Origin of the sequence: Mycolicibacterium sp. ND9-15 (assembly GCF_035918395.1) — a bacterium.
Taxonomy (GTDB): Bacteria; Actinomycetota; Actinomycetes; order Mycobacteriales; family Mycobacteriaceae; genus Mycobacterium.
In genome coordinates this window covers 2,338,130-2,357,867 of record NZ_CP142362.1, presented here as the reverse complement: position 1 = coordinate 2,357,867, position 19,738 = coordinate 2,338,130, and the positions used below count along the sequence as shown (strand labels likewise).

Here is a 19,738-nt window from a genome sequence, read left to right as displayed (position 1 = left end):
GACTGGCTGCACGGTGCCCGACGCCTGCTGTGACGGAGCCGCCCAGGCGTCGATCTGCCGCATCTTCAGGCTGGCATAGACGGTGTTGTAGTCCGGATACTTGACCGGCTGCCCTGCAACGTATCGGTCGCCGTCTCGGCTCGATCAGAATGCAGCGGACGGGGCGCCGGCCGCGTGCAGGACGCCGCGGCGGACGAGTTCGGCGAGCATGATGCGACCCATCAACTCGCTGCGGTCAACGCATGCGTTGCGCGCGGCCGCCTGGTCGCCGCTGCGGATCGCTGAGGTCTCGTTCTCGTAGTACGGCAGCATCTCGTCCTGATTGCTCAGGTATCCGACCCAGAACGTGCGCGGGGTGAAGGCCTGTACGGACCGGATCAGCGCGGCCAGTCGTGGGCCGGCATACGCGTCGGTGATCACGGTGCGGTACTGCCAGGCCGTGTCGTAGAAGGCGCGGGACTCCCGGGTGCTGCGCAACACACCCGTCAGCGTGTTGAGTTGGTCGACGACTCCGGAGTCCCGGTCGGCCGCCGCGCGGGCCGAGGCCATGCCCGTCAGCAAGCCGTGCAACTCGTGGTGCTCGCGGACGAACGCCACATCGAAGCGTTCGACGAACGCGCCACGGTGATATCGGGTGGACAAGATGCCGTCGTGTTCGAGTTGCACGACGGCCTCTTGGATCGGCACGCGCGACAGTCCGAGTTCGTGTGCGATCTCGTTGCGGTCGATTCGATCGCCGGACCGGAGCTTGCCGGTCAGGACCATGTTCACGACGTGCGCGACCACAAGGTCTTTTTCCTTGACCCCATACTTCTTGGGCATAGGCGGGATACCCCCACGCGGCGCGGTGCGGCGACAGTCTACGCGGTCCGGCGTGCCGGCGGGCTACGTCGGTTCAGTCGCCTTCGTTTCGACGGCGGTCTCGCCACCGCACCAACGCCTCGGCTTCGGACAGGTCGTAGTCGGGTCCGTTGACCCCGACGGTCAGCATCGTGACGCCGAGGCCGGCCAGCGCCTCGGCCTCCGCGAGCAGCGCATCGATGGTCTTGCCCGAAACCGCCGCCGACCGCTCGATGGCCGCGGGATCACGGCCGACGTCGGCGCAGTGGCCGGCGAGGATCTCGGCCTTGCGCGGATACTCGGCACTGTCGGAGAAGCTGTGCCAGATGTCGCCGTGCTCGGCGACCAGGCGCAGCGTCTTCTTCTCGCCGCCGCCGCCGATGAGAACGGGGATGTCGCGGGTGGGTTGCGGGTTGAGCTTCGCGAAGCGCGACATGATGCGTGGCATCGCCGCGGCGAGATCGTCGAGCCTGCTGCCCACGGTGCCGAACTCATAGCCGTACTCGTCGTAATCCTTTCGCTTCCAACCCGACCCGATGCCCAGGATCAGCCGGCCGTCGCAGATGTGGTCGACCGTGCGGGCCATGTCGGCCAGCAGTTCGGGATTGCGATAGGAGTTGCAGGTGACCAACGCACCGATCTCGATGCGCGACGTCTGCTCGGCCCAGGCGCCCAGCATGGTCCAGCATTCATAATGGGCGCCGTCAGGATCGCCGTAGAGCAGGAAGAAGTGGTCCCAGTTGAAGGCGACGTCGACACCGATGTCCTCGCACCGGCGGACCGCGTCGCGGATATGACTGTATTTCGGGGAGTGTTGCGGCTGCAGTTGCACGCCGACTCGGATCGGGTAGGTCACGTGTCAACCGTACGTAGGGCCGGCCCCCCACTGCGCGAGCGGCCGTGCTTGCACAGCGACACGCCGCGGGTTTGTGTACAGGCGCGGTCGCTCACCGCTGCTCGGCGAGCACACCACGCAGAATCGAGATCAGCTTGAGAGGCTGGTCGCTCTGCACCGAGTGGCCGGAATCCTCGACGATCTGCACATCCTTGAACCCCGGTGCCCGGCGGGCGAATTCGGCAGCGTCGTCGTCGTTGACGAAGAACGAGTTGGCGCCGCGCACCAGCGTCGTCGCCACCTCCAGTCGAGGCACGTCGTCCCACAGCCCTTCGAAGCCCTCGCCTTTGCGTATCGCGTCGTAGCGCCAGGTCCACGTGCCGTCCTCGAGCCGTCGAGCGTTGTGGAAAACGCCCCGCCGCAACGACTCCCGGTCGCGGTGCGGTGCCGCAGCGACCGTTTTCTCCAGCATCGCGTCGAACGAGGGGAAGATGCGCTCGCCCTGCACCAACGCCACGGTGCCCTTCTGCTCCTCGGTCATCTCGAGGTGCCGCTCCGGCGCTGACGGCGTCACGTCGACGAGCACCAGCCGGCGCACCAGATCCGGCGTCTGCACCGCGAGCCGCAACGCACTCAGACCACCTAGCGACATGCCGACCACCAAGTCGGCGTCGGACGCCAGGTCCCGCACGACAGGTTCGATCGTGACCGCATTGCTCTTCGGCCCGTAGACGCCGTCCTCGCGCCATGCCGAGCGACCATGCCCAGGCAGGTCGATAGCCAGCGCCGGTTCGCCGAGGCCGACGATCACCGTGTCCCAGGTGTGCGCGTTCTGAGCACCACCGTGCAGGAAAACCACTCGCGGCGGCGCGTGGCCGAACTTCAAGGAACTGATCGGCCCGGAGTCGATGCGTTCGACGTGGGGCACCGACTCGACACCGGCCTGCCGCGCGTTCTCCTCGAGGAAGATGAACTCCGACAGCGTGGCCAGTTCGTCGTCAGGCGAGATTTCCGTCACCACAGGACCCTACAAAACGCGCGATTCGTGGAGCCTCGGCGGCGCTCAGCGCCGGTAAGACTCCACGAATTGCGAAGGGGGTCAGCCCTCGATGAAGGTTTCCAGCTGCGCGCGGGCCACGTCGTCGGGGAGCTGCTTGGGCGGGCTCTTCATCAGGTAGGCCGACGCCGCCTCGACGGGGCCGCCGATTCCGCGGTCCTTGGCGATCTTCGCCGCGCGCACCGCGTCGATGATGACGCCGGCCGAGTTCGGCGAATCCCAGACCTCGAGCTTGTACTCCAGGTTCAGCGGCACATCGCCGAACGCGCGACCCTCGAGCCGGACGTAAGCCCACTTGCGGTCGTCGAGCCAGCCGACGTGATCGGACGGGCCGATGTGCACGTCCTTCGTGTTGAACTCGCGCTGCAGGTTCGACGTGACAGCCTGGGTCTTGGAGATCTTCTTCGACTCCAGGCGCGAACGCTCGAGCATGTTGAGGAAGTCCATGTTGCCGCCGACGTTGAGCTGCATGGTGCGGTCGAGCTGCACACCGCGGTCCTCGAACAGCTTGGCCATCACGCGGTGGGTGATCGTGGCGCCGATCTGGCTCTTGATGTCGTCGCCGACGATCGGCACACCGGCGTCGGCGAACTTCTTCGCCCACTCCGGGTCCGACGCGATGAACACCGGCAGCGCGTTGACGAACGCCACGCCGGCGTCGATCGCGCACTGCGCGTAGAACTTGTCGGCCTCCTCAGAGCCCACCGGGAGGTAGGACACGAGCACGTCGACCTCGGCGTCCTTGAGCGCCTTCACCACGTCGACCGGGTCGGAGTCGGACACCTCGATGGTGTCGGCGTAGTACTTACCGATGCCGTCCAGGGTCGGGCCGCGCTGCACGGTCACGTTGGTCGGCGGTACATCGGCGATCTTGATGGTGTTGTTCTCCGACGCGAAGATTGCCTCGGACAGGTCGAAGCCGACCTTCTTGGCGTCGACGTCGAACGCGGCGACGAACTTGACGTCGCGGACGTGGTACGGGCCGAGCCGCACATGCATCAGACCGGGCACAGTCGCGGTCTCATCGGCGTCTTGGTAGTACTGCACGCCCTGTACGAGCGACGACGCGCAGTTGCCCACGCCGACTATCGCGACCCGCACCTCTCCGTTGGCTGACATGACGACTTTCTCCCTCTTCCTTGCTGGTTTTGCCTTAGGGCTGCACTGTGTTGTCTGAGCGCCCTTGGCTCAGACGTTCCGCCGCAATCAACTCGTTGAGCCATTTCACTTCGCGCTCGCTGGACTCCAGCCCGAGCTGATGGAGCTGCCGGGTGTAGCGGTCGATTGAGCTGCTAGCCCGCGCGACGGCTTCACGCAGACCCTCACGGCGTTCCTCTACCTGACGACGACGCCCCTCCAAGATCCGCATCCGGGCCTCGGCCGGGGTGCGGTTGAAGAAGGCGAGATGGACACCGAAACCGTCGTCGGAGAAGTTCTGGGGGCCGGTGTCGGCCACCAGCTCGGAGAAGCGCTGTTTACCCTTCTCGGTGAGCTGGTAGACGCGCCGCGCGCGGCGCATCTTCGGAGTGCCGTCCGGCGCCGCATCCTCGACGATCAGCCCGTCGGCCTGCATACGCCGCAGCGCGGGATACAGCGATCCGTAGGAGAATGCGCGGAAGGCGCCGAGTAACCCCGTCAACCTCTTGCGAAGTTCGTAGCCGTGCATGGGTGATTCGTGCAGGAGTCCCAGGATGGCGAGTTCGAGCACCAGGACACCCCCTCCAAGAATCGCAGCTAGCCGGTTACGGCGGTTCGACACCTCGCACAATAGTATCGCGCCGATATATTCAGCGCGAACGCCGGGTTACCTTCGCGCGAACGTCAGCCGGGGTAGTGGATCTGTTTGACCGTGCCGTCGCCGGCCAACTCGATATAGCCGCTGCCGAAGTCGCTGGACACGTAGACGTCGACCGAGAGCCCGCCGGGGGTGGTCGGGTCGGTGGCCGGATCGATGCTGAGGTAGGTGCTCTCGACGTCCTCGGGCTTGATGCCCAGCGTCTCCGGTGCGCCACGCAGGACACCGACGACGGCCTTCGCGTCGAACTTGCTCAGATCGGCCTCGACGGCGTCGCCGGTTTTCGAGGTCGACGACGGATCGTCCCAGCCGCCGCGGTAGCTGTAGTTCAGCTCGCGGCGGTCCTCGTTCGGATCCGGCCGAGTCAGCGAGGCGTAGTCCGGATAGACGACGAGGCGGTAGCCCGTGGTGTCGCCGAACCGTTGCTCCATCTGCTCGAGCAGCCCCGTCAACCCGCCGAGCGAGTGCAACTGCTTGGGCGGGGTGAGCACCACCGGAGTGATGCCGTCGGACTTGGCGCCCGGATCGGAGGTGAAGTTCAGCGGCGACGGGGTGTTGCCGTACAGACCCCAGCCGATCGCGATGCCGAGCACGACGAGCACACCGGCCACGGCGATCCGCAGGCCCCACCCGTCCCCCGCCACGAAAGTCGGTCGCGTCTTCTTCAGCGTCGGCAACTGCACCGGGGAGTTGTTGGTCTGAAGGTCGGACACCAGGGCCTGCAGCTCGCCGAGCGTGGTGGCGGTCGTCGCCGCCTTGACCCGCTCGCCGTGCTCGGTCATCGACAGCTGGCCCTCGCTCAGTGCGCTGTCGAGGATCTGGCACGTGTCGTTGCGGTCGCTGTCTTTCGCCCGCGTTCGGAGTGTCTGCCGTGTTGCCACGACGATGATCGTAGAAGCAGGGGTCAGCGGATGAGCCCCTGAGAAGTCAGCACGGCGAGCAGCGACCCGTCGGAGCCGCGTAGCGAGCCGTACGCCGAGACGGCTCCGCTGGCGACCGAGCCCCGCGCCTCCAACAGCCGCCACGCCGTCGACGGCACCAGATGCGCCCCGGGCTGCCACACAAGGCTGAGGTCGAGGCTCAGCAGCCAGGCGTCGACGAAGCCGCAGACCTTGCCGGGCGCGTCGAATAGGTGGGCGTCGGCGTGCAGCACATCGGCGATCTGAGGATGCTCGAGCGGGTCTGCGGTGAGATCGCCGCCAGCGGCGCTGACCCACAACGCCACCTCTGGGCGACGGTCCGCGAAGCGGGTAAGGCTGGCCGGGTAATCGATGCCGCGGCGGTGGGCGAATCGCAGCGACGGATACTCCTCGCCGATCCAGTCCAGCGGCGGTGCGGTCGCGAGATCCGGCAGCGGATCTACGTAACGCTCGAAGGGGACCGGCGCATCGACCGACGGTGGTGCCTGCCAGCCGTCGGCGAACCAGCCGTTCGCGGCGATGATCGTGCGGCCCCGCTGGCGGATCGTCGCTTCGACGGCCGCGGCCGACCGTCCGCCGCGGATATCGCGCACCTCGAGTTCGAGCGGACCGGGTGCGCCGGCGTCGACGAAGGTCACCGACAGCGACGCCGCCACGGGCCGACCGCTGTGGACGAACATCGCGGCCAGCGCGAGTGCCGAGGTGTAGCCGCCGAAGGCTCGACCGTCGAAACACCACCGTTCGGGAAGCTCACGGGTGAACCGGCTCGTACCGTCACCGGCCGGTCCACCGTCGAGGGCGAAGTCGCACCCGTCCAGCATTCAGTTCTCCCGTCTGTCGAGATGAAACACCTTAGAGAGCGGCGGTACCGTGCCGTCACGCTCCGGTAGTCGCGTCGCCGACGTACTCTGGTCCTCGTGCGATTGCAGCGACAGGTGGTGGACTACGCGCTTCGGCGCCGGTCCCTGCTGGCGGAGGTCTATTCGGGACGCACCGGTGTATCCGAGGTCTGCGACGCCAATCCCTATCTGCTGCGCGCCGCCAAGTTCCACGGCAAGCCCAGTTCGGTGACGTGCCCGATCTGCCGCAAGGAACAGCTCACGCTGGTGTCGTGGGTGTTCGGCGATCATCTGGGCGCGGTATCGGGTTCCGCGCGAACCGCCGAGGAGTTGGTCCTGCTGGCATCCCGATACGACGAGTTCTTCGTACACGTGGTCGAGGTATGCCGCACCTGCAGCTGGAATCACCTGGTCAAGTCGTACGTGCTCGGCGCGGTCCCGCCACCGAAGGGGTCTCCCGGCACTCGGACCGCGCGCTCGCGTGCGCGCACGGCCAGTGAATAGCGAAGGGCGCCACGACCCGTCAGCCAACGATGTCCGTTCGGGACGCGAGGCTGACGGCGTGAGCGCGCGCCAACCCGAGCCCGCCGATGCTGCGCAGCACCGACCACCCGCCAATCCTGCGAGGCGGCCGATGCCGCCCGACGATCGACACACCTCGGTGCTACCGCCCGTCCGCGAGGCGCGACCGCCGCACCTACGCGACCCCGTCGACGTCGTCAAGGCGGCGCTGGACGGCACCCCGGCCCCCAAGCCGCCGCCACCCCCGCCGCGTAGGCCACCCGGTGGTGGCGGCCCGCCGAGCGGCCCCTCGGGGCCCAGGCGCAACCTGCCCCCGCAGATCAACTGGCAATGGGTGCGTCGCGGCGGTCTCATCGCGGCGGCGGTATTCATCGTTCTGCCGCTCATCACGTTCGCGATGGCCTACCTGATCGTCGACGTCCCCAAGCCCGGCGACATCCGCACCAACCAGGTGTCGACGATCCTGGCCAGCGACGGCAGCGAGCTGGCGAAGATCGTTCCACCCGAAGGCAATCGCGTCGACGTGAACATCGACCAGATCCCCGTGCAGGCGCGCAACGCGGTGATGGCCGCCGAGGACCGCGACTTCTACACGAATCCGGGTTTCTCGTTGACCGGATTCGGCCGAGCCATCAAGAACAACCTGTTCGGCGGCGACCTCCAAGGCGGGTCGACGATCACCCAGCAGTACGTCAAGAACGCGCTCGTCGGTTCGGAGCGCTCCGGCATCGGCGGCCTGATCCGCAAGGCCAAGGAGCTGGTGATCTCGACGAAGATGTCCGGCGAGTGGTCCAAAGACCAAGTGCTGCAGTCTTATCTGAACATCATCTACTTCGGTCGTGGGTCCTACGGCATCGCCGCGGCGTCCAAGGCGTACTTCGACAAACCCGTCGAACAACTCAACGTCGCAGAAGGAGCGCTCCTGGCCGCGCTGATCCAGCGGCCGTCGGCGCTGGATCCGGCGGTCAACCTCGAAGGCGCCACGGTGCGCTGGAACTGGGTGCTCGACGGCATGGTCGAGATCGGTGCGCTGTCGCCGCAGGAACGTGCGGCACAGGTGTTCCCCGCGACCGTGCCGCCGGATCTGGCGCGTTCGCAGAACCAGACCACCGGGCCCAACGGCCTGATCGAACGTCAAGTGCAGCAAGAACTGCTCGACCTGTTCGACATCAACGAAAAGACGCTGAACACCGAAGGCCTGCAGATCACCACGACCATCGATCCGAACGCACAACAGGCCGCGGAGGAGGCGGCGTCGGATTACCTGGACGGCCAGGACCCCGACATGCGCACCGCGATCGTGTCGATCGATCCGCGCACCGGCGGGGTGAAGGCGTACTACGGCGGCACGGACGCCAACGGCTTCGACTTCGCCCAGGCCGGATTGCCGACGGGGTCGGCGTTCAAGGTGTTCGCATTGGTCGCCGCGCTGCAGCAGGGCATGGGATTGGGCACCCAGGTCGACAGTTCGCCGTTGGAAGTCAACGGGATCAAGATCACCAACGTCGAGGGCGGCGGCTGCGGCACGTGCAACATCGCCGAGGCGCTGAAGCGCTCGTTGAACACCAGCTACTACCGGCTCATGCTGAAGCTGGACAACGGACCCGAAGACGTCGCCGACGCCGCGCACCAGGCCGGTATCGCCGAGAGTTTCCCCGGCGTCGATCACACGCTCTCCGAGGACGGTCAGGGCGGTCCGCCGAACAACGGAATCGTCTTGGGCCAGTATCAGACCCGTGTGATCGATATGGCATCGGCGTACGCCACGCTGGCGGCGTCGGGCGTGTACCACAAACCGCACTTCGTGCAGAAGGTCGTGAACGCCGAGGGTGAGGTGCTGTTCGACGCCTCGCAGCAGGACAACTCGGGTGAGCAGCGGATCGACAAGAAGGTGGCCGACAACGTGACCTCGGCGATGCAGCCGATCGCCGCGTACTCCAACGGTCACGCGTTGGCCGGCGGCCGGCCGTCGGCCGCCAAGACGGGCACCAACCAGCTCGGCGACACCGGCGACAACCGCGACGCGTGGATGGTCGGCTACACCCCGTCGCTGTCCACCGCTGTGTGGGTCGGTACCACCGAGGGCACCAAGCCGCTGGAGAACAAGTGGGGCTCACCGGTTTACGGGTCCGGGCTGCCGTCCGACATCTGGAAGGCGACGATGGACGGCGCCCTGAGTGGCACCGACACCGAGTCGTTCCCCAAGCCCGAGGAGATCGGTGGTTACGCGGGGGTGCCGCAGGCGCCGCCACCGCCACCTTCGACGACGGCCCCGCCGACGGTGACGTCCGCTCCGCCGTCGGATACCGTCATCCAGCCGACCATCGAAGTCGCGCCGGGCATCACGATCCCATGGGGCCCGCCGACGACGGTTCCCGCTGTACCGCCACCGGCACCAGGCGCTCCCGCGCCAGGACCAGTCCCCGGTCCTGCGCCCGGGCCGGTCGGGGCCCCGGTTCCGGTCGCTCCCGGCGCCCCGCCCCCGCCTCCGTGACCGACGTGGGGGGCGAGGAGACAGGCGACTCGAAAACGGTGTCGCCGGGCACGCCAGCCCATGACACGAGAAGTCTCGACGATCGGGATCTGCCGAGCCGCACGGACGCCATAGGCGCCGCGCTGTCCGATGTCATCGGTGGGCCGGTGGGCAGGCACGCGATGATCGGCAGGCAGCGGTTCCTGACCCCGCTGCGCGTCATGCTGATCATTGCGCTGGTGTTCCTGGCGCTGGGCTACTCGACTAAGGCCGCTTGTCTACAGACCACCGGGACCGGGACTGCGGGCCAGCGGGTGGCCAACTGGGAGAACCAGCGGGCGTACTACCAGCTCTGCTACTCCGACACGGTTCCGCTCTACACAGCCGAACTGCTGAACCTCGGCAAGTTTCCGTACAAGTCGAGCTGGATCGAGAAGGACGCCACCGGTCAGCCGCATATTCAGTACGACGGCAACATCGCGGTGCGATACATGGAGTATCCGGTGCTGACCGGGATCTACCAGTACGTGGCGATGTCGTTGGCCAAGACCTACACGGCGCTGACGAAGCTGGTGTCGGTGCCGGTCATCGCCGAGGTGGTGATGTTCTTCAACATCGCCGCGCTCGGCTTGGCGTTGGCGTGGCTGACGACGGTGTGGGCGACGTCGCGGCTAGCGGGTCCGCGGCGGGTTTGGGATGCCGCATTGGTGGCGGCTTCACCGTTGGTGATCTTCCAGATCTTCACGAACTTCGACGCGCTGGCAACGGCTTTCGCGACCGGCGCGCTGCTCGCTTGGGCGCGGCGAAAACCGGTGCTGGCCGGCGCGCTGATCGGGCTCGGGGTCGCGGCCAAGTTGTATCCGCTACTGCTGTTGGCCCCGTTGACGGTCTTGGCGGTGCGCACCGGCAAGCTGCGCGAGGTTGTTAAGACCGCCGTGGCGGCCGTCCTGACGTGGCTGGTGGTCAACCTGCCGATCATGGCGCTGTTCCCAAGGGGGTGGTCGGAGTTCTTTCGGCTCAACACCCGCCGCGGCGATGACATGGATTCGATCTACAACGTGATCAAGTCGTTCACCGGTTGGCGTGGTTTCGACCCCGATCTGGGTTTCTGGCAACCACCGACGGTGACCAACACGGTCTCGGCGATTCTGTTCGTATCGTGTTGTATTGCAATCGCCTACATCGCGCTGACCGCGAATCGGCGGCCCCGGGTGGCGCAGATCGCGTTCCTGGTCGTCGCGGCGTTCCTGTTGACGAACAAGGTGTGGAGTCCGCAGTTCTCCCTGTGGCTGGTGCCGTTGGCGGTGCTGGCGCTGCCGCACCGGAGAATCCTGCTGGCGTGGATGACGATCGACGCGCTGGTGTGGGTGCCGCGGATGCTTTACCTCTACGGCGAAGCGAAGAACGGGCTGCCGGAGCAGCCGTTCACGATCACCGTGCTGCTGCGCGATATCGCGGTGGTTGCATTGTGCGTCTTGGTGATTCGCCAGATCTATCGCCCGGAGTCAGACCTCGTCCGAGCCCGCGGTGTGGTCGACGACCCGGCCGGCGGGGTTTTCGACCATGCGCCGGACGCGCCGCCTCGCTGGTTGCCGGACTGGTTGCGGCCGGATGCGTCGAGACTGCGCACAGATCGCGAATCCGCGGAAGATCGCGAACTGACCGCAGTTTCGACGAGCTCTAGGTAGAAGCGACCGCGGCGAGCCGCCATTCCCCGGGCACACCCTTGAGCTTGTGGGTCCCGCGGTCGGTGAACTCCAGCCAGGAGCCGATCACCAAATCGCGTAGCGTGCTCGACACCAGAACTTCGTTCGGACCGGCGAGGGCGCTGACCCGCGCGCCGATGTGGACGCCGATTCCGCCGATGTCGTCGCCACGGACCTCGCATTCGCCGGTGTGCAGTCCGGCGCGGACTTCGATGCCCAGCGCTTGTACGGCGTCGCGAATCGCCAAGGCGCAGCGAATCGCTCGCTGCGGGCCGTCGAACGTCGCGAGGAAGCCGTCGCCGGAGGTGTTCACCTCGTGGCCGCGGAAACGGGCGAGTTGTGCCCGGACGACGGCGTCGTGCGCGTCGAGCAACGCATGCCAGTCGCGGTCGCCCATTTCTGCGGCGCGGCGCGTCGAATCGACGATGTCGGTGAACAACACGGTGGCCAACACCCGGTCGTCGGGCACGTCGGCTTGCTCACCGGTGAGGAACTCGGCGATCTGTTGAAACGATGCGCGCCACGGTTCGACGAAGTGGTAGGTGTTGCGGCCTGGTAGCTCAACGTATTTCGCATCGGATATGTGGTCGGCGACGTAGCGGCCCATCGCGGGAACGATCATCGCGTCGTCGGAGTGGTGGATGACGAGGCTTGGTACGCGGATCGTGGGGAGCAGCGCGCGCACGTCCATCGCAGAGACCATCGGCATCATGAGGGCAACCGTGGCCGGGCTCGCCGCCAGGCGTTCCATCCGAGCCCACGCCGCCCGAATCTCTTCGTTCCATGGCATGTCTGGATTGAGCATCCGTTGAAACTCGCCCGTTCCCCACATCGCGACCATGATCGAGGTAGCTTCCTCGGGATCGAGCGGGCCGCCGACTGCAGCTGCGTAGCAGTCAAGAGCCACCAACGCCTTCGTCCGAGACGGGTATGTGGCTGCAAACAGCGCGGCCGCGGCGAAAGCGCCGTCGATGGCGACAAGAACGGCTTCGCTACCGCCGAGATCGTCGAGGACCGCCGTGATGCTGTCAGTCCACTGCTCCAGCGTCGGCAGCGCCCCAGGAGTGACGGGATCCGAGGCGCCGGTGCCCGGTTGGTCGAGGAAAATCAGTCGACCGATCGATGTCATCGCCTCGATCCAGCCCTGCATTGACGGCAGCTCCGGCAGCACCTCGCAGCAGGTGAACCAGTTCGGCACGAACACGATGTCCCGTTTGCCTTCCGGCGAGGCGCGGTAGGCGACCCGCAAGTCTCCGTTCAGCGCGTAGCGCGTCTCGGAGAACATGGCAGCAGTCTAAATCCGCCGAACAGTGCGATTTCGCAGATCAGCGCGGTTTCCTGTAGCCTGGGCCGGTTGCCGACGCAGGCGACCCTCCTGCCACGGACAGTCCGTGGCCGATCAGACCGTAGGAGGTGATGAGGTCTTCATGCGTCCATACGAAATCATGGTCATCCTCGACCCCACCCTTGACGAGCGCACCGTGGCTCCGTCGCTGGAAACGTTCCTCAACGTGATCCGCAAGGACGGCGGCAGCGTCGACAAGGTCGACATCTGGGGACGGCGCCGGCTGGCGTACGAGATCGCCAAGCATGCCGAGGGCATCTATGCCGTCGTCGATGTGAAGGCCGAGCCCGCCACCGTGACCGAGCTGGACCGTCAGCTCAACCTGAACGAGTCCGTGCTGCGGACCAAGGTCATGCGGACGGACAAGCACTAGTCGAACGGCGTGTACTCGTCGTAGTGCTTCCGTAGGCTCGCCTGCGACTACATCGAGCGACACCGCCGGCGATGAGCGCTTGCGCGAAGAGCCGAAGACCGAACCAGGAGGACATCGTGGCTGGTGACACCATCATCACCGTCGTCGGAAACCTGACCGCCGATCCCGAACTGCGTTTCACGCCGTCGGGGGCGGCCGTCGCCAACTTCACCGTGGCGTCGACACCGCGCATCTACGACCGGCAGAGCGGGGAGTGGAAGGACGGCGAAGCGCTGTTCCTGCGCTGCAACATCTGGCGCGAGGCCGCCGAGAACGTGGCCGAAAGCCTGACCCGTGGTTCGCGGGTGATCGTGCAGGGCCGGCTCAAACAGCGCTCGTTCGAAACCCGCGAGGGCGAGAAACGCACCGTGGTGGAACTCGAGGTCGACGAGATCGGCCCTTCCCTGCGTTACGCCACCGCCAAGGTGAACAAGGCCAGCCGCAGCGGCGGTGGTGGCGGCGGCTTCGGTGGTGGCGGCGGCGGAGGTTCGCGCCCCGCCGAGCAGCCGAAGGACGACCCGTGGGGCAGCGCCCCGGCGTCGGGCTCGTTCTCCGGATCCGACGACGAGCCGCCCTTCTGATGACAACTGATCAGCGATTGAAGAAGTAAGAAAGAGAAAGACACATGGCCAAGGCCACCAAGCGTCGGCCGGCTCCCGAGAAGCCGGTCAAGACCCGCAAGTGCGTGTTCTGCTCCAAGAAGGGGCAGACCATCGATTACAAGGACACGGCGCTGCTGCGCACGTACATCAGCGAGCGCGGCAAGATTCGTGCCCGCCGCGTCACCGGTAACTGCGTGCAGCACCAGCGTGACATTGCGATCGCCGTGAAGAACGCGCGCGAGGTTGCGCTGCTGCCGTTCACCTCGTCGACGCGATAGGCAGGACAAGAAGATGAAACTGATTCTCACCGCTGACGTCGAACACCTGGGTGTGCAGGGCGACATCGTCGAGGTCAAGGACGGCTACGGCCGTAACTATCTGGTGCCGCGCGGCCTGGCCGTCATGGCGTCCCGCGGCGCGGAGCGCCAGGCCGAGGAGATTCGTCGGGCACGCGAGCAGAAGGTCATCCAGGGCCGCGAACACGCCGTCGAGCTGAAGACCGCGATCGAGAACCTGGGTCCGGTGCAACTGCCCGTCAAGGCCGCTTCCGACAGCGGGAAGCTGTTCGGTTCGGTGACGACGGCCGACGTGGTCGCTGCGATCAAGAGTGCCGGCGGTCCGAACCTCGACAAGCGCACCGTGCAGCTGCCCAAGGCACACATCAAGACAACCGGCACGCATCCCGTCGCGGTGCGGCTCCATCCGGAGATCGCTGCGTCGGTGTCGCTGGAAGTCGTAGCCGGAAAGTAAGCACAGCCTCAAATACGGCCGGGTGAAGACGAGATCGAACTTCACCCGGTCGTTGCTGTGCGCGCTGGCGAACTTTCAGCGGCAATCAGCCGTAGCGAAGATCATTCGCTGTTAACCTGAACGGCCCCTCGGCGCAATACAACACGCCCGACTTGGCAACCTCGGCCGACACGCCGAGCCACTTCTCATCCACAGCATCCTCAAGGGCTTATGGTGCGGCTATCTGCGCAGATGCAGACAGCGAAGTGGTTGATTAACAGGTTCTCCCCAACGACTCAACATGGCCGTCCCGACCTATCCACACCCCATCCACAGGTCTATGAACAGGGCTGGGTTGCGCCCCTGCCAGCAACGTCTAGCGTAAGCCGTCGGCGGGACCGGTCCGGGGCCAGTGAAGCGGTTTGTCGCCGGTCTGGCTTACAGTCGCGAATAGCGGATATCGAATGTATGTTCGATGGTGAACAGAGGGGTGAGGCGCTTCGTGGCTGTCGTGGATGACCTTGGCCGTCCGGGTATGGATACGCCGCCGCCGAGCGAGGACTTCGGTCGCCAACCTCCCCAGGACCAGGCAGCCGAGCAGGCGGTCCTCGGCGGGATGCTATTGAGCAAGGACGCCATCGCCGACGTGCTCGAGAAGCTGCGTCCGGGTGACTTCTACCGTCCGGCCCACCAGAACGTCTACGACGCGATCCTCGATCTCTACGGCCGTGGCGAGCCGGCCGACGCGGTGACGGTGGCCGCCGAGTTGGACCGGCGGGGGCTGCTCCGCCGCATCGGCGGGGCGCCGTATCTGCACACGTTGATCTCGACGGTGCCGACGGCCGCCAACGCCGGCTTCTATGCGGGCATCGTGGCGGAGAAGGCGCTGCTGCGGCGTCTGGTCGAGGCGGGCACAAGGGTCGTGCAGTACGGCTACGCGGGTGCCGAGGGAGCGGACGTCAACGAGATCGTCGACCGCGCGCAGTCGGAAATCTACGATGTCACCGAGCGACGCACCGCCGAGGACTTCGTTCCGCTCGAAGAACTGCTGCAGCCGACGATGGACGAGATCGACGCGATCGCGTCGCAAGGCGGATTGGCGCGTGGCGTCCCGACGGGCTTCGTCGAACTCGACGAAGTGACCAACGGGTTGCATCCCGGTCAGATGATCATCATCGCGGCGCGGCCGGGGGTTGGCAAATCGACTCTAGGACTGGATTTTCTGCGATCGTGCTCGATCAAGCACCAACTGCCGAGTGTCATCTTCTCGCTGGAGATGAGTAAGTCGGAGATCGTGATGCGGCTGCTGTCAGCCGAGGCGAAGATCAAGCTCGCCGATATGCGGTCGGGTCGGATGAGCGATGACGACTGGACGCGTCTTGCGCGCCGGATGAGTGAAATCAGCGAAGCGCCTTTGTATATCGACGATTCGCCGAACCTGACCATGATGGAAATCCGCGCTAAGGCTCGCCGACTGAGCCAGAAGGCCGGGCTGCGACTGATCGTGGTCGACTACCTGCAGTTGATGACATCGGGCAAGAAGTACGAGTCGCGACAGCAGGAAGTATCAGACTTCTCACGAAGCATGAAGCTCATGGCGAAGGAACTCGATGTTCCCGTAGTGGCGATCAGCCAGCTGAACCGTGGTCCCGAGCAAAGGACTGATAAGAGACCAATGGTCTCTGACCTGCGGGAAAGCGGAAGTTTAGAGCAGGATAGCGACGTAGTTATACTTTTGCATCGGCCGGATGCCTTCGAGCGTGACGACCCGCGCGGCGGTGAAGCGGACCTGATTCTCGGCAAGCATCGCAACGGCCCGACGAAGACGATCACCGTTGCGCACCAACTACATTTGTCGCGCTTCGCGAACATGGCAAAGCAATAGTCGCCGATAACACCCGAATATGTAAACCGCGACAAGTGCAGCTGATACGCAACCGCAGCAGCGTTCATCGTGCCCCCACGCATTTCTTCGGCCGAGCCTGACTATGACCGCTACGTCTCATGCATCGTCACTTCGACATCACGAGATCAGGCGCTCATGGGTTAACTCAATTTCCTAGGGACTGCACCAATACACCTTGCATGACAACCGGATCGCGCTGGGTGCCGCTGAAGTCGGCTATCTCGTGGAACCCGAGGCTCACCATGTCGACCACTTTGTCCCAGTAAATGTCGTTCGTCGCAAGTTCGTGAAGCACTCGATCATCGAGGGTGCTGGCTATCCGATGCAGCCGCGATCGACCTGGCGCGTGAGTCCACATCAAGGGACCGTCGAACCTCGTATTTGTCGCCAGAGCGAAGTCCATATCAGACCAGTTTCGTTCCTTTAGAAGGCCTCTAACGTACTGCCAGATTTCAGAAGGAACCGTATCCGTGCCGGGCCGCCGCACACGCCCAGAAAGTTGAGCGACGACCTCTGTCGCTTTGATGCCCCGTTCACCGTGCACCCCCACCTTCGTGAGGAATCCGACCTGATTCACGGCCCTGTCGATAGTAAGGTGCCAGCAGGGGCGATACTGCGCCTTGCGAGTTCGCGTAATTCTGCCCTGCACGCCTACTCGCAGTAGCAGCTGCATCACGTCGTCGATGAGTCTACGGCTCGTGGACGCGTAGTAAACCCTCCCCTGCGCCATTTTCGAATCCCACCGCACCGACCCGTCGGTCGCCCAGAGATGTCGCAAGAACAAGGCGACCTGGTCGTTGGGTAACGCGAATACGCTCGCAGGAACGAACTTTTCGTAACTACGCAAACCAAATAGGCCGAGGTCGTCTAGCCATTCGGCGATCGGATTGCGCTTGCCATGGGTTAAGCGATATGGCGCGGGGAGACGCAGAGTAGTGACGCGAGCGGCGGCGTATTCATCGCGGATCGCCGTCACTCCGAAGTGTGCTGCCGCAATCGTGACCGCCACAAGGTTCGCTTCGTCGATGGATGCGTAGCGAATTGGCTGGCGCTTCACACATGACCCATCACCGATCATGTGGGCCAACAGGATCACTTCTGAATCGTGCATGCGGGTCGGCTTTTCAGGCTCCGGGAGCCGCCGCACTACTGCGATCCTGTTTCCAACCGCCAACTCGGATATCGACGACCAGCCGCCGAGCTTTCGGACAGACTGAGACGAACTGGCTTCGAGCACACGTCCCGACGACAATCGGATTCTCAGCACCTCGCGCGCATCTACCGAGGCCGACCCTGTCATACGCCGTTTGACGAGACGCATCCGCTCATCGACTGACCACAGAAGCGGTCGTCCCCCGGTACGGGCCAGCTCTTCCAACGGACTTTCAGAACCGTTATCCGCTCTCGCTACCCGTGGTTGTGGTTCCTTTACCCGACCTCGCTTCTCGGTGGCGGCACCGCGTACCCGGTCCTCTTCGTTTGTGATGACCAATGATCTATGGCCAGGTTCGCGAGCGTTATTGGCACCTTTCATGACTCGACGTTACTGCCGCCCACCGACAGTTTTGATGCGAATTAAGTTGGCGACAAAGACTTTTTGGTCGGTGAACAATGACGTTCGATAACCGGTGACCCGCGAAATCCCGGTGGTGGCACTACAGCTGCTGCTGACAAATGCGGTGCGGATCCCCAGTCTGAGTGTCGTTTTCCCATTCGGATGTCATCTCAATGTCGTGTATGACATCGAAACCGGGACCGGCGGAGGCCGACGTATTCGGGTTCCTACCTTCGAACTCCTGCAGCGCTTTGCGGCACAGTCAGAGCGAAATCGGTTATCCCTTGCGGTAATTCAACATCAGAGGTGGCGATCAGCCCTGAAGAAGCGAAGCGACCTTCTTTGCTGTTTCTTTGGCCGAGCCCGGATTCTGTCCGGTGACGAGGTTTCCATCGACGACGGCGTAGGAGACGAAGGGAATCTTTCCCTTTTCGTATAGTGCGCCGCGTTGCTTTGCCCGTTCCTCGGCGTTGTACGGGACGAGCTTGTCGACGCGGGCAAGGACTTCTTCGAGCCAGGCGAAGCCCGTCATCTTCTTTCCGGCGATGAGGTAGGAGCCGTCGGAGAGCTCGGTGTTGAGGAGTCCGCAGTAGCCGTGGCATACCGAGGCGACTATGTCTCCGCGTTCGTAGATCTCGCGGGTGATCCGTTGCAGGCCTTCGCTGTCGGGGAAGTCGTACATGACCGCGTGACCGCCTGTGAAGTAGATGGCGTCGTAGTCGCTTGAGTCGATCTCCTCGGGGCGCAGGGTGCTCTCCAGCAGTGCCATCTTGGCCGGATCGGCGTGCCAGGCCTTGGCGGTTTTGTCGTAGTTGGGGAACTTCAGCGCCCTGGGCTCGAGCGGCACTTTGCCGCCAGCGGGGCTGACGAGCGTCTGCTCGAAGCCGTGCTCGTCGAAGACGTGCCAGGCGTGGGTGAGTTCGGACAGCCATAGCCCGGTGGGATGGCCGGGGTCGTCGTAATGAGCGACGTTGGTGACCACGTTCAGGATGCGCTTAGCCATTTCCATCCTTGTCTTGAATGTTCATATTGCATCGGCTACTTCGGTTCGAGGCTCGTCAAGTGTGTTCTTGTCGATTGGGAGCGGCGTCCTGGAGTGGACGTCGCTTCGTGCCGAGCGGGCTGGGTTGGGCGGATATTGAGCCGATGATCAGCTGTTCGGACCTGAATCCGTTGTGCCAGTGGTGGGATGACCGACCAGCGACCACCCCAGCCCGTGGCACCTCGCCCCAACAGGTCGGTCTGCCGCCCAGGCCATCAGGTCCCCGGTTCGCGAGTACGGGCTCGACCAGTGCACGCACGCTTGCGGGGTCACTGACCTCGGCCACTCGGTAGTCCAGTCCGCCGGGTTGCTCGGTGAGCCTTGCCAGCCGGCCGGTATCGCGCCCGACAAGCACCGGCCGCAGCCCGCGACGCCGGAGGGCGCCGATCACCAGACCGCCTGTGTACCCGAAGGCCACGATCTGATTGCCCATTGCCGTCAGTCCCGCAGCTCGCAGATCACCACGGGAATGTCGCGGCTGGTTCTCTTCTGGTAGTCGGCGTAACCCTTATACGCCGCGACGATCTTCGGCCACAGCTCCGCCTTCTCCTCCGGAACCGCCGTGCGAGCGCGTACCTTTCGCCGAGATCCGTGAATGACCACCTCGGCGTCGGGGTTGGCCTGGAGATTGCGATACCAGTCGGGATCGCGATCGTCTCCACCCTTCGACGCGACCAGCACCACGCGAGCCGAATCATGAACCGGTGCGGTCAGATAGCAGGACCTCGGCTCGCCGGTCTTGCGCCCGACCGTGTGCAGTTCCACCACCGGCATCCCAAACGGTGTGGACAGCAGCCTGTTGCCGCTGACAGTCAGGACCACGCGGTGTGCCAGGTTCATCGCCTTGGCGCTCAAATCTTTCAGAGCGTTTCCGTTCATCGGTGCACCTTCGTCGGAGCCGGTATGGTCACGTGAAGCCGCGGTGCTTCACGACTGGCGGTGTCGCCGTCATGATGCGGTGTGGCCGGCGAACTCGGCCCGATGGCCGCCGGATGTCTTCGGCTACTGCAGCGCATTCTTCAACGCGTCGATCGCAAGGCCGGCGGAACCGCGTAGATCCGGGGGTGCGGGTCGGTCTGCTCACACAATTCCTTCGCCTCGGGCTCGAGGTACGGGGTGATGGGCGGCGGGAGGTCGGCCATGACGTGTCTCCACCTTCT

The 19,738-nt window shown here is 64.8% G+C and carries 20 protein-coding genes; 8 read left to right on the top strand and 12 right to left on the bottom strand.

Annotated features, from left to right (window positions below):
* Positions 1-144: 144 nt before the first annotated feature.
* The 7 genes from QGN32_RS11505 to QGN32_RS11475 all read right to left on the bottom strand — a co-directional run bounded on the left by QGN32_RS11505 (position 145) and on the right by QGN32_RS11475 (position 6,268).
* Complete coding sequence (locus QGN32_RS11505) at positions 145-822, bottom strand: GntR family transcriptional regulator (protein WP_326548687.1); 678 nt, start codon at positions 820-822, stop codon at positions 145-147.
* A gap of 73 nt (positions 823-895) precedes the next feature.
* Entirely contained in the window at positions 896-1,696 is an 801-nt protein-coding gene (locus QGN32_RS11500; RefSeq protein ID WP_326548686.1) for an LLM class F420-dependent oxidoreductase, read from the bottom strand.
* 91 nt (positions 1,697-1,787) lie between these two features.
* On the bottom strand, positions 1,788-2,693 hold the full coding sequence (locus tag QGN32_RS11495) for an Rv0045c family esterase (RefSeq protein ID WP_326548685.1): 906 nt from the start codon (positions 2,691-2,693) through the stop codon (positions 1,788-1,790).
* 81 nt (positions 2,694-2,774) lie between these two features.
* Positions 2,775-3,851 carry an inositol-3-phosphate synthase gene (locus QGN32_RS11490; RefSeq protein WP_326548684.1) on the bottom strand — a complete coding sequence of 359 codons (1,077 nt, stop codon included), beginning with the start codon at positions 3,849-3,851 and terminating at the stop codon, positions 2,775-2,777.
* A gap of 34 nt (positions 3,852-3,885) precedes the next feature.
* Entirely contained in the window at positions 3,886-4,440 is a 555-nt protein-coding gene (locus QGN32_RS11485) for a PadR family transcriptional regulator (protein ID WP_326548683.1), read from the bottom strand.
* Between the two features lie 113 nt (positions 4,441-4,553).
* Positions 4,554-5,408 (bottom strand): DUF1707 SHOCT-like domain-containing protein, encoded by an 855-nt coding sequence (locus tag QGN32_RS11480; RefSeq protein WP_326548682.1) that lies wholly within the window; start codon positions 5,406-5,408, stop codon positions 4,554-4,556.
* Positions 5,409-5,431: 23 nt separating this feature from the next.
* Positions 5,432-6,268 carry a thioesterase family protein gene (locus QGN32_RS11475; RefSeq protein WP_326548681.1) on the bottom strand — a complete coding sequence of 279 codons (837 nt, stop codon included), beginning with the start codon at positions 6,266-6,268 and terminating at the stop codon, positions 5,432-5,434.
* 96 nt (positions 6,269-6,364) lie between these two features.
* On the opposite strand from QGN32_RS11475, the gene QGN32_RS11470 reads away from it, so the two are divergent.
* From QGN32_RS11470 to QGN32_RS11460, 3 genes are read left to right on the top strand one after another with little or no spacing between them, the layout of a single operon-like run.
* Positions 6,365-6,790, top strand: coding sequence for a DUF5318 domain-containing protein (locus QGN32_RS11470; RefSeq protein WP_326548680.1), 426 nt, complete (start codon positions 6,365-6,367; stop codon positions 6,788-6,790).
* Positions 6,783-9,302: a transglycosylase domain-containing protein gene (locus tag QGN32_RS11465; protein WP_442791806.1), complete on the top strand. Its 2,520-nt coding sequence runs from the start codon at positions 6,783-6,785 to the stop codon at positions 9,300-9,302. Before QGN32_RS11470 ends, QGN32_RS11465 begins: the two co-directional genes overlap by 8 nt.
* Before the next feature lie 5 nt (positions 9,303-9,307).
* Complete coding sequence (locus tag QGN32_RS11460; RefSeq protein ID WP_442791837.1) at positions 9,308-10,969, top strand: glycosyltransferase family 87 protein; 1,662 nt, start codon at positions 9,308-9,310, stop codon at positions 10,967-10,969.
* Here the strand turns inward: QGN32_RS11460 and QGN32_RS11455 are convergent.
* On the bottom strand, positions 10,962-12,272 hold the full coding sequence (locus tag QGN32_RS11455) for an adenylate/guanylate cyclase domain-containing protein (RefSeq protein ID WP_326548679.1): 1,311 nt from the start codon (positions 12,270-12,272) through the stop codon (positions 10,962-10,964). The two genes, QGN32_RS11460 and QGN32_RS11455, sit on opposite strands and share 8 nt — an antisense overlap.
* A gap of 142 nt (positions 12,273-12,414) precedes the next feature.
* On the opposite strand from QGN32_RS11455, the gene rpsF reads away from it, so the two are divergent.
* From rpsF to dnaB, 5 genes are all read left to right on the top strand, one after another.
* A complete protein-coding gene (rpsF, locus tag QGN32_RS11450) occupies positions 12,415-12,705 on the top strand; it encodes a 30S ribosomal protein S6 (RefSeq protein ID WP_014818429.1) in 291 nt (96 codons plus the stop codon).
* Positions 12,706-12,821: 116 nt separating this feature from the next.
* Positions 12,822-13,325, top strand: a complete 504-nt coding sequence (locus QGN32_RS11445) for a single-stranded DNA-binding protein (protein WP_326548678.1) — start codon at positions 12,822-12,824, stop codon at positions 13,323-13,325.
* A 44-nt stretch (positions 13,326-13,369) separates the two neighbouring features.
* Positions 13,370-13,624 (top strand): 30S ribosomal protein S18, encoded by a 255-nt coding sequence (gene rpsR, locus QGN32_RS11440; RefSeq protein WP_064402259.1) that lies wholly within the window; start codon positions 13,370-13,372, stop codon positions 13,622-13,624.
* A gap of 13 nt (positions 13,625-13,637) precedes the next feature.
* Positions 13,638-14,096, top strand: a complete 459-nt coding sequence (gene rplI / locus QGN32_RS11435; protein WP_326548677.1) for a 50S ribosomal protein L9 — start codon at positions 13,638-13,640, stop codon at positions 14,094-14,096.
* Between the two features lie 481 nt (positions 14,097-14,577).
* Positions 14,578-15,960, top strand: coding sequence for a replicative DNA helicase (dnaB, locus tag QGN32_RS11430; RefSeq protein WP_326548676.1), 1,383 nt, complete (start codon positions 14,578-14,580; stop codon positions 15,958-15,960).
* Positions 15,961-16,126: 166 nt separating this feature from the next.
* Here the strand turns inward: dnaB and QGN32_RS11425 are convergent, their stop codons facing one another.
* The 4 genes from QGN32_RS11425 to QGN32_RS11410 all read right to left on the bottom strand — a co-directional run bounded on the left by QGN32_RS11425 (position 16,127) and on the right by QGN32_RS11410 (position 19,720).
* Complete coding sequence (locus tag QGN32_RS11425; RefSeq protein WP_326548675.1) at positions 16,127-17,515, bottom strand: LAGLIDADG family homing endonuclease; 1,389 nt, start codon at positions 17,513-17,515, stop codon at positions 16,127-16,129.
* Between the two features lie 334 nt (positions 17,516-17,849).
* Positions 17,850-18,539, bottom strand: coding sequence for a type 1 glutamine amidotransferase domain-containing protein (locus QGN32_RS11420; protein ID WP_326548674.1), 690 nt, complete (start codon positions 18,537-18,539; stop codon positions 17,850-17,852).
* 477 nt (positions 18,540-19,016) lie between these two features.
* A complete protein-coding gene (locus QGN32_RS11415) occupies positions 19,017-19,457 on the bottom strand; it encodes a nitroreductase family deazaflavin-dependent oxidoreductase (RefSeq protein WP_326548673.1) in 441 nt (146 codons plus the stop codon).
* 140 nt (positions 19,458-19,597) lie between these two features.
* Positions 19,598-19,720 (bottom strand): hypothetical protein, encoded by a 123-nt coding sequence (locus tag QGN32_RS11410; protein ID WP_326548672.1) that lies wholly within the window; start codon positions 19,718-19,720, stop codon positions 19,598-19,600.
* Between the last annotated feature and the right edge of the window lie 18 nt (positions 19,721-19,738).